11 protein-coding genes and 1 pseudogene are annotated in these 12,814 nt (G+C 72.3%); 6 read left to right on the forward strand and 6 right to left on the reverse strand.

Annotated elements, in window-relative coordinates; genetic code table 11:
• Window positions 1-532 precede the first annotated feature (532 nt).
• From ACFYUY_RS23275 to ACFYUY_RS23285, 3 genes and pseudogenes are all read right to left on the reverse strand, one after another.
• Window positions 533-751: pseudogene (locus ACFYUY_RS23275) on the reverse strand (DUF2267 domain-containing protein); the annotation flags it as partial.
• A gap of 48 nt (window positions 752-799) precedes the next feature.
• Complete coding sequence (locus tag ACFYUY_RS23280) at window positions 800-1,093, reverse strand: STAS domain-containing protein (protein ID WP_387903141.1); 294 nt, start codon at window positions 1,091-1,093, stop codon at window positions 800-802.
• Between the two features lie 143 nt (window positions 1,094-1,236).
• A complete protein-coding gene (locus ACFYUY_RS23285; protein WP_387903144.1) occupies window positions 1,237-1,671 on the reverse strand; it encodes an Hsp20/alpha crystallin family protein in 435 nt (144 codons plus the stop codon).
• A gap of 111 nt (window positions 1,672-1,782) precedes the next feature.
• Here ACFYUY_RS23285 and ACFYUY_RS23290 point away from each other — a divergent pair, with 111 nt between their 5' ends.
• Both ACFYUY_RS23290 and ACFYUY_RS23295 read left to right on the forward strand, forming a co-directional pair.
• A complete protein-coding gene (locus tag ACFYUY_RS23290; protein WP_387903147.1) occupies window positions 1,783-2,475 on the forward strand; it encodes a type III effector protein in 693 nt (230 codons plus the stop codon).
• The gene (locus ACFYUY_RS23295; RefSeq protein WP_387903149.1) at window positions 2,450-2,809 is read left to right on the forward strand and encodes a hypothetical protein; all 360 of its coding nucleotides are present in this window, start codon (window positions 2,450-2,452) and stop codon (window positions 2,807-2,809) included. Before ACFYUY_RS23290 ends, ACFYUY_RS23295 begins: the two co-directional genes overlap by 26 nt.
• Window positions 2,810-3,117: 308 nt before the next feature.
• Here the strand turns inward: ACFYUY_RS23295 and ACFYUY_RS23300 are convergent, their stop codons facing one another.
• Window positions 3,118-4,332 carry a PP2C family protein-serine/threonine phosphatase gene (locus ACFYUY_RS23300; RefSeq protein ID WP_387903152.1) on the reverse strand — a complete coding sequence of 405 codons (1,215 nt, stop codon included), beginning with the start codon at window positions 4,330-4,332 and terminating at the stop codon, window positions 3,118-3,120.
• 901 nt (window positions 4,333-5,233) lie between these two features.
• Between ACFYUY_RS23300 and ACFYUY_RS23305 the strand changes: the two genes are divergently transcribed.
• Complete coding sequence (locus ACFYUY_RS23305) at window positions 5,234-6,154, forward strand: LysR family transcriptional regulator (protein ID WP_387903155.1); 921 nt, start codon at window positions 5,234-5,236, stop codon at window positions 6,152-6,154.
• A gap of 137 nt (window positions 6,155-6,291) precedes the next feature.
• Here ACFYUY_RS23305 and ACFYUY_RS23310 read toward each other — a convergent pair whose 3' ends face one another.
• Window positions 6,292-6,420, reverse strand: a complete 129-nt coding sequence (locus ACFYUY_RS23310) for a hypothetical protein (RefSeq protein WP_387903157.1) — start codon at window positions 6,418-6,420, stop codon at window positions 6,292-6,294.
• Between the two features lie 562 nt (window positions 6,421-6,982).
• Here ACFYUY_RS23310 and ACFYUY_RS23315 point away from each other — a divergent pair.
• The 3 genes from ACFYUY_RS23315 (at window position 6,983) to ACFYUY_RS23325 (ending at window position 11,578) form a co-directional block, all read left to right on the forward strand.
• Complete coding sequence (locus ACFYUY_RS23315; protein ID WP_387903160.1) at window positions 6,983-7,678, forward strand: VC0807 family protein; 696 nt, start codon at window positions 6,983-6,985, stop codon at window positions 7,676-7,678.
• 691 nt (window positions 7,679-8,369) lie between these two features.
• A complete protein-coding gene (locus ACFYUY_RS23320; protein ID WP_387903163.1) occupies window positions 8,370-8,819 on the forward strand; it encodes a hypothetical protein in 450 nt (149 codons plus the stop codon).
• 83 nt (window positions 8,820-8,902) lie between these two features.
• Window positions 8,903-11,578: a tetratricopeptide repeat protein gene (locus ACFYUY_RS23325; protein ID WP_387903166.1), complete on the forward strand. Its 2,676-nt coding sequence runs from the start codon at window positions 8,903-8,905 to the stop codon at window positions 11,576-11,578.
• Window positions 11,579-11,875: 297 nt separating this feature from the next.
• Here ACFYUY_RS23325 and ACFYUY_RS23330 read toward each other — a convergent pair whose 3' ends face one another.
• The gene (locus ACFYUY_RS23330) at window positions 11,876-12,772 is read right to left on the reverse strand and encodes an NADP-dependent oxidoreductase (protein WP_387903496.1); all 897 of its coding nucleotides are present in this window, start codon (window positions 12,770-12,772) and stop codon (window positions 11,876-11,878) included.
• Window positions 12,773-12,814: the final 42 nt, after the last annotated feature.

Below are 12,814 nucleotides of genomic sequence, written 5' to 3' on the forward strand. Positions count from 1 at the left end.
GCTGTCTACGAGAGAAACGTTAGACCCGCCCGCGAGCAATGTCTACTCCGGCGCGCATAGATTTTGCGGCGCCCGCGAGTGAGGTAGTCTCCCGCCGCGCGGCGGCGGCAACCCCGAGCCGCCGCCGCGCGCCCGAGACAACGAGCGGCACCGCGCAGGGAGGCGACAGTGGGACACCCGGCGGCAGTGAGAAACCCGGCGCCCGTGGCACCGGAGACGGTCCGGAACGGACAGGTGGCCTTGATCGAGGCGATCACCGAGGCCGTGCACGACGGTGACGACCGCGCTGTCCGCCGACGCTGGCCCGCTTCGCCGAACTGGCCACCATCACCGACCTGTACGCCCTGTGCGACGCCCTCGGCACCGCCCGGTCGGCGACCGCGAGCGGAGCTGACCCGTGCCGACCAGGCTCGTAGACCTCCGGCCAGGCGTTCAGGTCGATCCCGCGCCTGGCGTCGTGGCCGCTGCGCAGGCGCACTCGCCCCGGCGGTCGGCGCGGGCAACGGGCGGATGCCGGCCGGTGGGTGAACCCCCGTTCCGGGTTGAGCGGCTCGGCGGCCTGCAGGGGGTTGAGCAGGACCAGGGCCATGGTCTCCGGTAGCCGGGCGGCCAGTTCGGCGCACACCTCGCCGACCAGGTGGGCTCCCAGCAGGGCCAGGACGACCCGCGCCGCGCGCTCGGCCTCCTGCGGGGTGTCGTACTCACCGCGTTCCCGGACCTCCTCCAGGAACGCCTCCCATCGAAGAGTCACCGCGGTTCTCCCTCCGTTCCGGGCCCCGGTACGCCGCCCGGGTGGCCGTCAGAGCTCGACGGCCAGGCGCCGGTGCAGACCCGTCAGCTTGAGTAGCCGCACCACGCGGCGACCGGCCCCGCGCAGGACCAGGCGGGCACCGCACCGGTCGGCCTGGTTACGGGCCCGGACCAGGGCGCCCAGGCCCACGCAGTCCATGAACGTCACCTCCGACAGGTCGAGCACCACCTCCCGCTGCGACTCGAGCGCGGCGGCCAGGGCACGGCGCAGCGAGGGGGCGGTGTCGAGGTCGATCTCGCCGTGCGCCCGTACCACGAAGGGTTCGTTGCTCTGGCCGTTCATGGCGTTGCCCCGTCTCCGCTTGCGGGCTGCCTGACAGCCCGACCGCCGGCGGTTCCGCACGGCGAGATCGACCTCGACTGTTCCGGCCGCCCCTTCGATCGAGGGGGAGAGATCGGGGGCGGCCGGAACGGTCGGGGGACGGGTCAGGCCCGGATCTGCTTGCGGTCGCCGCTGTGGCTGATGGCGACCTTGCGGGGCTTGGCCTTCTCGGCGACCGGGATCTTCAGGGTCAGCACGCCGGCGTCGTAGTCGGCGGTGATCCCGGCGGGCTCGAGGGTGTCGGAGAGCATGACCTGGCGGGAGAACACACCGAGCGGGCGCTCGGAAAGCTCCCACTTCACGCCCTCGCCCTCCTGGCGCGGGCGGCGCTCGGCCTTGACCGTCACCATGTTCCGCTCGACGTCGATGTCGATCGCCTCCGGGTCCACCCCCGGCAGGTCGAAGCAGATCACGTACTCGTCGCCGGCCCGGTAGGCGTCCAGCGGCATCGGCGCCGGACGCGACCAGGTCCCCGTGTTGCCCAGGAACTGCTGGGTCAGCCGGTCCAGCTCGCGGAACGGGTCAGTGCGCAGCAGCATTGCGAAACACCTCCACAGATCGAATGGGTGCCAGTGCGCTTCACCTGACACCCTTTGTAGCGCGGTCATCCATCCGATGACAAGTCGGTGTGTCGCCTATAGAGTGACTTCATGAGCGAGAAGCCCCCCAGAGCCGCCGCCCACACCTCCCCGCCGGTCGAGCCCGCCTCGTTCCTGGCAGCCGCGGCGGCGCTGGCCGCCATCGACGACGCCGTCCGCACCGCCCGCAACCCCGCATCCCGGACCCCGACCGCCCTCGATGCGCAGCAAGGCCCCGAGCAGGCCCTGGCCGCCCTGGTGCTGCTGCGCGAGCTGCGCGCCGAGCTCGCCGGCTGGGAAGCCCAGCTGGTGGAGACCGCCCGGGAGGCCGGCGCCACCTGGGCCGACCTCGCCCGACCCATGAGAGTCGCCAGCCGCCAGGCCGCCGAGAACCGCTATCTGCGCCTCAAGCCCTCCGCCGACGGCACGACGCCCGTCGGCACCGGCACCGAACGCGTCAAAGCCGTCCGCGACCGCCGGGCCGCCGACCGAACGGTCACCGTCTGGGCTCGCGACAACGCCGCCGGCCTGCGCGTCCTGGCCGCCCAGATCACCGCCGCGCCCGGCCTCACCTCCCGGGCCCGTCCCGCGCTGACCGCGCTCACCACCGCCCTCGGCGGCCCCGACCCGGCCGCCCTGATAGCTCCCCTGGCCGCGATGCGCCCTCACCTCGGCCCGGCCCACGCCGACCTCGCCGACCGCCTCGACACCCTCACCCACCACACCACCCGGCTCCGCGATGACAGCGACCGACGCCGCACCTGACGCCACCGCCGAGGACCGCTGGCAGCACATCCAGGACCGGCTCACCGCCATCGAACGCCGCATCCGCGAACACAGCACCGCCGCCATCGCCACCGTCGAGGCCTGCCTGGCCAGACTCGACACACTCCGCCACGACCTGGCCCACCGGCCCTGGCCCCCGCAGTCCTCCCCCGCGCCCGCGGCCCCTCCGAGCCTCCCGCCGCAGCCGGCGCGAGCCCCGACGGCCGACCCCTTCGACACGGCGGGGCGTCGGCGTACCCGGACCGTCGCGGACGCACCACAGCAGGACAACCCCGCCAACAACCACCAAGCCACCGGCCGCGTACCCGCATGACAGAAAACCCGCCGCCCCGGCACGGCCGGGCATCGCGAGGCGCAGCCGGGTGCACGTCCGTCCGCACGTAGATTCCGGACCGTAGGCAACCAGAAGACCTTCGGGCACCCCGACCGCCTGATCCGGGCGCAGCGGGCGCCGACGGCCGTGCGGGCCGAGCGCCGCGCCTTCCTCGGCTCGCCGCCCTCGTGGAGCGGTGACCTGGAGGCCGCCCGGCGCGGTCTGAGCGAGGAGCAGCCGGCCGCCTGGGAGAACCTCAAGGTCGTTGACAGGCCTGCCCGGTGCTTCCGGATGTGGGGTGTGCCGTTTCAGGTGTTGGCGCCGGCATGGGCTTGGCGTCCCCTGGTGGTGGGGCCGTGCCAGTCCAGGCACATCACGGTGGCGTCGTCCTGGAGTTTGCCGCCGCAGGCGTCGGTGACGGCCGCGACCATGGCGCGCACCACCTCCCGCGGGTGCTCGGTGGCGGTGGCGACCATGACGGCGGGCAGGTCCACGGATTCCGCCCGGCGGTCCTGCATGCCGTCGGTATAGAGCACCAGCCGGTCACCGGGGCGCAGGTTGATGTTTTGCACCCTGTACCGGCCCTGCCCGGCGACGCCGAAGGGCAGGTCGGCGCGCAGGGGCATTTCTTCGACGGTGCCCTCGCGCAGCCTCAGCGGGTGCGGGTGGCCGGCGTTGACGAGCTGCGCACCGCTTCCGTCCAGTGCGATGCACAGGATCTGGCCGGTGGCCAGGACTCCGGGCTTGTGTTCGAGGAGGGAGTGGTGGGCGCGGTCGGCCTGCTCGGCCAGAGGCGCTGCGACGCGGCGGGCGCCCCGGGAGGCGTTGACGAGGATGGTGGCGATGAGCGCGGCGTTGAGGTCGTGACCCATGGCGTCGGTCAGGGACAGGTGCAGGGTCTCGCGGTCCAGGGCGTAGTCGTAGGTGTCGCCGGCGACGCTCTCGGCGGGCACCAGTGCGCAGGCCAGGGTGAACTGGGCGGCTTCGCAGCAGGGGGCGGTGGGCAGGAGCTGGCGTTGGATCTCGGCGGCGAGGCTGACGGGGGCAGTGCGCTGGCTCCAGTGGTAGAGGTCGGTGAAGCGGCGGTCGGTGACCACGATGTAGGCGAGGGCGTGGGCCGTCTGCTCCACCTGCTCCAGCATGTCGTCGGTGACTGCGGTGGCTGCGGGGAGAGAGAGTTCCAGGAAGCCGATGGCATCGCCGCGGTTGGTGACGGGGGTGATCACGCGGTGCCCGTGCCCGTCCTCGTCATCCGGGAAGCGGACCAGTTTCTGGGTGCGCAGGACTTCGTCGTAGAGGCTGCCGGTGAGCTGGATCCGCTCGGGGCCGCGCCCGTGCAGGGTGGTGGCGTCCTCCGTCACCCGCACCACGTACTGGCCGACCAGATCGAGGAACAGGAAGGACACGTGCCGCGCGCCGAACCGCTCGCGCAGGTTGCGCGCCACCACGTCGAGGGAGTCGACCGGCGCCGCCGCCTCGGCCGCTGCCAGCATTTCTCCCAGGACCATCCGCTCCCGTGCCACCTCAGCCTCCTCGAAGATCCAGGGCTCTCACCTTCCCGCGATGGCCCGAGGAATCCCAGCCTCCCTCGGCGCGGCCCAAGGCCGATGCCGAGCCGAGCGACGGTCGTGGCTGTGGGTCACAGACGAGCAGGTACGAAATATTCCATCCCGGACCGCAGGTCATGGCCGCCTTCTGCACACCTTGGCTGGCCCCCAGGGTGACCCGGCCCCTACGGAGAGGGGCGACTCTGGGCTTCGACGCACGCGGCAACCGCACCTTCGGCGCCGTTCTCCCCGCCAACGACGAACTCACCGACGCCGAAGCCGCTATCCGGGTCCGTGCCTGCTCGGCGACCTGCCCGGGGAGTTCGGGGTGCTCGCCGCCGGCCGGCCCGCCACCGAGCTGCCGGCCGGATGAGCAGGACCGCCCGACGCGGGCCCGCCCCAGGTCGTCCGCCCGATCTGCCGAGCCACGGGCGCGGTCACGAGGACCTCGCGGTCACGGTCCCCGTCACGCCCCTGCCGGATGCTCCGGTCAGGGGCGCGGGCACCGGGTTCGCGAGTCCGCTTCTTCCACGGCATGGCTGCGCCGTGGGCGTTGGCCGTGCAGGACACCCCCGGCCGACGGCTTCTCCAACAGCGGAGCCCCGGCACCCGGACCGCCGCGTCGTACACCGGCTTGCCAGCGGTGTCCCGGTGCGCGCCCCCGCCCGGGTGCGTTACTTCTCCCAGGGGACGGTGCGGCCGAAGACTTCGTTGACCTGGGCTGCGACGTCCTGGCGGATCGTGGCGACTGAGCGGCGGCGACGGAATTCGGCAGAAGCGGGCCGGTGTTGGGCTTTCCTCTCGACCCCGCATCGCCAAGCCGGAATCCTCAACCGTTACCAAACAGTGCATGATTCCTACTTCTATAGTTACTGCCATGCAATTGGATTTGAATCTGCTCACCGCCCTGGACGCGCTGCTGGAAGAGGGCAGTGTGGCCGGAGCCGCGGACCGGCTTCACGTCACCGCGCCGGCGATGAGCCGCTCGCTGGGCCGTATCCGCAAAGCAACCGGCGACCAGATCCTGGTCCGCACCGGACGCCATATGACGCCCACGCCCCGCGCGCTGGCCATGCGCACCGAGGTCCACGCCCTGGTGCAGCAGGCTCACCAGTTGCTGTCCGCCCGTACGGACCTCGACCTGGCGAGCCTGGAGCGGGTGTTCACCGTCCGCCTGCACGACGCCCTCACCACCGCCTGCGGGAGCGCCCTCGTCGCCGCGGTGCACCGCCAGGCCCCGGGGGTGAAGATGCGTCTGACGGTCGAGCCCGGCCACGACACCCCTGAGCTGCGTCGCGGTGAGGTCGATGTGGCCTCCAGCGCCGGACCGCCGTCTCAGCCCGACATCCATCACCGCCTCATCGGCCAGGACAGGATCATCCTCGCTGTCCGGGCGGGCCATCCGCTCACCGAAGGACCGGTGACCGTCGAGCGGTACGCGGCGGCCGACCACGTGACCGTCTCCCGGCGTGGAAGCCTGCGCGACCCGGTCGACGATGTCGTCACCGCCCTCGGCCACGAGCGCCGTGTCATCGTCTCCGCCCCCGCGACGGACACCGCCCTGCAGCTCGCCCGTGACACCGACGTCGTGGTCACCCTCCCCGACGCGGTCACCCGCTCCGCCCGCGAGCAGCTGGGCCTGGCCACGCTGCCGCTGCCGTTCGACCTGCCGCCCGTACCGCTCTATCTGCTCTGGCACAAGCGGTACGACGACGACCCCGCCCATGCCTGGCTGCTCAACCTGGCGGCCCAGACCCTGCAGGACCTGTTCACCACTCCGGAGGCCTCTGACCAGTAGCGTTCCGTCGGGGCAGTTGGGCCCGACGGTGCCTGATCCCGGACGGTCCGGACCGGCGGCGGTGAACGCCAGGCGCAGGCGCCGGTCGATCGCGGTGCCGACGGTGCCGGCCTCGGTCCCGACCCCTTCAGGCGGCATCAGGACGGGGAGGCGGCGTACCGGGCGCGGAAGTTCTCCCGCAGCGGCTCGGGACCGGCGGACAGCTCCCGATCCAGAAAGCGGCGCGGCGGCGTGCGGGGGCGGCTGAGACCGGAGGTCAGACTCATGCCGTCCACCGCCCCTCTGCGGCTCTGCGGCTGCTGCGAGCCGGGCCGGCGGGCAGCGCAGGGGTGCCGGGCCGGGACGTGGTCGGGGAGGTGGTGCACAGGTGGTTCGTCCTACCGGGGACGCTGGGAACGTCCTCTGACAGGTCGTAGGACGAACGGAGCAGCCGCATCGCCCGGCCGGGGACGTCTTCACCCGACCGGGCGGACCCGCTTTGCGCGTCAGGCCGGCTCCTTCGGCGGGAAGTGCCGCTCGAGGATCTCGGCCCACGTCGGCACGGTGACGAAGCGGCCGGTGTCGTCGGCCTGGGCGGGGCTTGGACGGGTGCTCACGGACGTCTCCCGGTGGTCGTGGTCGGCTGGCTGCCCCTGAGGGACGTCCGGCGCTCCCGACAGGGGATCTGCGTGGACACCGGGGAGGAGGAGGGCTCGCTGCGCTACCGGTGCCCGATGCCGGGTGAGACCATCGGCCCTGAGCCGGAGCCGATTTCGCGGGTCGGCCGACAGAGCGGGGAGTTGGACGACGTCGACGATGCCCTGGCCTTCTTGTGACCTGGGGGACACCGTGACCGAGGAGCGAAGTGGCGCCGGCGACGTCCCCGAGCCGCCGCCGCGGCCCAGCGGCCGGAGCCTGCTGCTCGGCGTCGCCTGGGACGTCGTGGTCCCGATCGCGGTGTACTACGGCCTGCGCGCTGGCGGTGTCAGCGTCTTCGTAGCCCTGCTGGCCGGGGCCGTCCTGCCGGCGCTCACCACGGCGGTGCAGTGGCAGCGCACTCGCAGCCTGGAGGGTATGGCCGGATTCATCGCCGGGACCATGCTGCTCGGCGTTGCGGCCGCGCTGGTCAGCGGCAGCCCCCGGTTCCTGCTGGCCAAGGACGGTTGGCTGACCGGCGTGGCCGGGCTCTGGTTCCTGGCCTCGATCAGAGCCAGGCGCCCGCTGCTCTTCCACGCCGGCCGCCCCCTGCTGGAGGGCCGGTTCCGCTCCGACGGCACCTCCTGGGACGTGCTGTGGGAACGCGAGCCGGCCTTCCGGCGGATCTGGCGGGTCTCGACCGCGATCTGGGGCGTGGCGATGCTGCTCGACGCCGCCGCACGGATCGTGATGGCCTACGCGCTGCCGGTGGACCTCGTGCCCGGCCTCGGCGCGTTGCTCTGGCCGGTCACGCTGCTGCTTCTGCAACTGGTCAACGGCATCTACTACGAGGTGGCCGGGCTCTGGGGGCTGACCTCCGGCAGGACCACGCACCCGCCAGGCGGCTGAGCACCCACCAGCTCATGCCACCTCGCTCGCGCGCTCACACCTCACAGGCAAGCGCCGGACGGGACCGGAGCTGCCGCCCCTGCTCACCCGTACCAGTCACCAAACCCAAGCGCACCCCCGAGAACGCACGAGGCCGGGACGGACGGCGAGGACGCCAGCGGGCAGGAAGCACGGCGCCGCGACCGGACGTCGGAACGGCAGCGGCGGAACGGCACCAGCAGCACCACGCCCGCCGGCCGACCGCGGGCGGCGGGACGGAACGGCGGACCGGCAAACCGGCGGCCGCGGGCGAGCGGGACGGCGGACGGGCAGACCGACCGGGCGACGACGAAACAGGCGGGCGACGGCGGACCGGGCCGGTCAGTCGCACGGTGGCGTCGAAGAGGGCGTGGCCGGTGCGGCGGTGCCCGCGAAGCGGCGGTGGGCGGCGTCGACACTCCGGCGGGGGCCGGTGGGCAGCAGGAACTCGGTCTCCGTCGACCGGTCGGTCACGGCGCCGACCCTGCCCGCGGCGCCTTTGAGAACTCACCCCCACCGGCCTCTGCCTGATCGACAACGCCGATGGCTTCGGCCACCACGAACAGTGGCCCGCCTGACCCGATCCGGACCTTTTCCCGCCATCCTGTCCGGGTGCTCCGTAGACTTGGTCTCAATCGCCCATATCCGGTGCGGTTCAGGGGAGTTGGGGATCATGGAACTCGATGCGTTCATGGCACTGGCCGGTCCGGCCGTCACCTCCGCAGCGGCCGCCTACGGCGGTGCGGTCCTGACCCGGGCCGAGGAGGCCGCGGCCGACGCGACCGTGGGTCTGGGGCAACGCATCATCAACTCGGTCTGGCGCCGCAGTGACGCACAGCAGCGAGCCCAGCTGGAGGCCTGCCTGGACGATGCCACCCAGCCGGGCAACGAGGACGCTGTGGGCGCCCTGCGCTACCAGATCCGGCGTGCCCTGAGCTCCGATCCGGAACTGCTGGCCGAGTTGGCCGCCCTGCTGCCCACCGGGGAACCCCAAGGCGCCACCCGGGTAGAGGCCAGTGGCACCGGATCGGTCGCGGTCGGTGGCAGCATCCACGGTTCGGTGACCACCAACGTCACCACCACGCCCGCCTCGCCCATCGCCGCGTCGGCCGGCGCCGAGTGACGAGCCCTCACCCACCCGGTGCCATCTCGGTCCACGCCGGGGGCATCGCGTCGGTAGCCGCCGGCGGCAGCATCCACGGTTCGGTGACCATCCAGACCACGGTGCTGCCCGCCAGTGCGGTGCGCGACGCCGCCGACACCGAGGCCCGTGGCGTGGTGTACCTGCGCGCCCCCAAAAACACCTTCACCGGCCGGAAGGCCGAGCTGGCCGAGGTGCGGGCCGAGTTGGCCCGGAGCACCGGCGCTCCGGCCGTGGTCCTGCACGGTCTGGGCGGGGTCGGCAAGACCGAGCTGGCCCTGCAGTACGCCCACCTGCACAGTGAGTCGTACGACCTGATCTGGTGGATCGACTCCGCCGTCCCCGGGGCTACCGACGCGGCCCTCGCTGCGATCGCCGAGCAGCTGAGCCCGCACTGGACGGGCACGAAGCCGTCGCTCTCCGCCCAGGCCGCCTGGGCCAGGGCCTGGCTGCAACAGCACGACAGGTGGCTCCTGGTCCACAACAACGTGGAGAACCCGGCCCTGCTGGGGGACATCCTGGGCAGTCTCCGGCGCGGACACCATCTGATCACCAGCCGGTACACCACCGGCTGGCAGAGCCGGGTACGGTTGGTCGGCCTCAGCGTTCTCCCCCGCACCGACTCCGTGGCTCTGATCGGCTCCTGGGTACCGTTCGCCTCCCCAGAGGAGGAATGGCACGCCGGCCAGCTCGCCAGGGAACTCGGCGACTTGCCACTCGCCCTGGAACAGGCCGGCGCCTACATGAACCAGACGATGACCAGCGTCGAAGAGTACCGGAGCAGCCTCCACGAGTTCCTGGACGAGGCCGCCCTTGACCACGCCGGCAACGAGCAGACCGTCGCCGGCGTCTGGGCCCTGACCCTGACTGCGCTGGCCGAGAGCAATCCACTCGCCGTCGAGCTGCTCCACACCCTGGCCTGGCTCGGCCCCGACGGCCTCCCTCGGGAGCTGCTGGCCGAACTCACCGCCAGTCCGGTACGAATCACGACGGCGCTCGGTCTGCTGCACGCCTACAGCATGGTCACCCTCTCCCCGGAGGAGGTGACCGTCCACCGGCTGGTGCAGAAGGTGCTGCGCGACCGGGCCACCCGCGAAGCGGCCGCGCGAGCCACCGCAGACGGGCCGCCTCCCGCATCGCGCGGACGGGAGGCCGCCGAGCGCATCCTGCTCGCAGCCGCGTACCCCAACGGGCCGGAGGAGGATCCCGACACCGTCCAACTCGCCCGGCTCGCAGCACATGCGACCGCACTCTCCACCACCGACCCCGGCACCTACCGCCCCGGGCCGTCCCGGCTCTTCGCCGACACCGCGCGGGACCTCTGTGAGCGCGGCCAGACCGTCCAGGCCCTCCCGCTCCTCGAGGCCTACGCCCGGCAGACCGCCGGCTGCTTCGGCGCCGACCATCCGTTCACCCTGAACGCCCGCGGCGCGGTCGTCACCTCACTCATGGCGGCGGGCCGGCTCGAGCCCGCGGCCGACCTCCTGGAGGAGCTCATGGAACGGGCCACCCGGGTGCTCGGCGGCGGAGACCTCATCACCCTGCACATCCGGGCGAGCCTCGCGGAGGTCCACTTGGCGCGCGGCCAACTTCAGCTCGCGGAAGACGAGTTCGCCGCAGCGGCGGCCGACAGCACAGCACATCTCGGCCCCGATCACCCCCGGACGCTCACGCTGCGGAACAGATTGGCCACCACCTACGAGAAGGGCCACCAGTTCGACCGGGCGATCGAGATCTACCAGGACCTGCTCCGCCACGAGCACGGCGGCCTCACCCACTGGAAGCAGCAGTACTCGACACCCCTGCAGCTCAACGCCGCCACCATCCGGAACAACCTTGCCGGGGCTTACGTGGGCGCGGGGCGATCCGCAGAGGCCATCGCCGCCTATCGCGAGGCGCTGGCCGACATGGTCGACCGTGTGGGGGCGGACCACCCGAGCACGCTGGAGTGCCTCGGCAACCTCGGCTACGCCCTGGACGCCGCCGAACAACGGGAGGAAGCCTCCCGGATCTACCGGGAGGTCGCGGAGAAACGCGTGCGGATCCTCGGCGAGGACCACCCCGACACCCTGCTGAGCCAGAGCAATCTCGCCTACATGCTCCTCAAGACGGGAGAGCCGGAGGCGGGCCTGGAGCTCTGCCGCAAGACCCTGGTCCAGCGCGAGCAGATCCTCGGCATGCTGCACGCCGCCACCTTGGCGAACCGGAAGCTGCTGGCCTCCGCCTACGACTGGATCGGCGACCTCACGACCGCCGCCGAGCTGTTCGAGACCACCCTCCAACAGCACCGGGAGGCCCTGGGCAGCCGGCACCCCGAGACCCTGTCCACCCTCTCCGGCTACGCGATCTGCCTCATACAGGCCGGTGACGCACCCGGCGCCGTGCCGCTGCTGGAGGAGGCCCTCGCCGCCCAGGAGGAGCTCTCCGATCCGGAGGGCATCGCGGCCATGACCTACCGTCACAACCTCGCCACGGCCCTGCGGGACACAGGTGCGTTCGACCGCTCCGAGGAACTGTTCACCACCGTCCTGGAGCAGCGCACCCGCCGACTGGGCGCCGACCACCCCGACACTCTGATCAGCATCGGAGGCCTGGCCCGGCTGTACCAGCTGACCGGCGACCTCGACCGGGCCGTCCCGCTCTACGAGTCGGCGCTCACCGGCCTCACCGCCACCTTCGGCACCGACCACTGGACCACCCGCACCCTGGCCGGCTACCTCGCCGAGGCCCGCACGGCCTGAGACCCGCCCACACCGGGCACGGCGCCAAAAGGCCGTTGTCGTACCGACCGCGGGACGCGTCGATCGAACGGGAGTCTCACTCGGGTGATCGCCGGTCGGCGGAGGCTTGGAGACAGGGCCTCTTGGGCCGATCCAGCGCAGCCACATCGCGCCGCGCACCAGCGGGGAGTCGGGGCGGACGGCCCAGGGGCCGGCAGCAGGGGCGGGGCGGCTGCTGTTCAGGTCCAGCTCTAAGGCGTGTCTCTTTGATGGGCTGAGCAGTTGCCGTCGTGCCTCCCCAGCCGGCCGGGGACCGAGCTACGGCCGCAGGACGAGCTTCCCGGCGGCGTGACCACTCGCGCTCAGCTCCTGCGCCTTCGCGGCGTCCTCCAGCGGAAGGCTCTGCGCGATGCGCACCGTGAGCTTGCCGTCGGCTGCGAGGCGGGCGTACTCGCCGAGGCGGGAACCGAACGGGGCGGGGCCGGAGAAGGTGACGCCCAGCTCGGCGGCCTTCGGATCGGCGATGGTGATGATCCGGTCGGCGCCGCTGAGCAGGTCGATCGACACCTCCAGGTCGCCCGCCCCCGCGGCGTCGTACACGGCGTCGATGCCCTGCGGTGCGGCCTCGCGGACCCGGTCGGCGAGGCCGGTTCCGTAGGCGACCGGGATCGCGCCCAGCGAGCGCAGGTAGTCGTGGTTGCCGGGGGAGGCGGTGCCGATGACCGTGGCGCCGCGGGCGACCGCGAGCTGAACACCGACGGCGCCAGCCACACCCGCCGCTCCGTGCAGCAGAAGCGTGTCGCCCTCCCCGACGCCGAGGGCGTCGAGCACGCGGACCGAGGTCTCGACGGCGACGGGCAGTGCCGCGGCGAGGTCCCAGTCGAGGTCCGCGGGCTTCGGGCCGAAGTCGACGGCCAGCGCGTGCTCGGCGTACGCGCCGGTGACGGTCCAGCCCAGGACCTCCTCACCCACCACGACGCCGGTCACGCCTTCGCCGACCTCGTCGACGACGCCGGCCGCCTCCACGCCGGGGATCACCGGGAACGGCGGCGCCATCTGCGGCCTCCACCCGTTGCGGATCTTGTAGTCGAGCGGGTTGACCGCTGCCGCCACGACCTTCAGCCGCACCTGTCCGGGTCCGGCGTGCGGCTCGTCGACCTCTGCGAGGCGGAGGACTTCCGGGCCGCCGAACTCGGTGTAGGTGATCGCCTTCATGTCCTGCTCCAGTGCTCGTCGCTCTAGGTGAAAGATCAACGT

It is taken from the genome of Kitasatospora sp. NPDC004745, assembly GCF_042873275.1.
In the GTDB taxonomy this organism is placed as follows: Bacteria; Actinomycetota; Actinomycetes; order Streptomycetales; family Streptomycetaceae; genus Kitasatospora.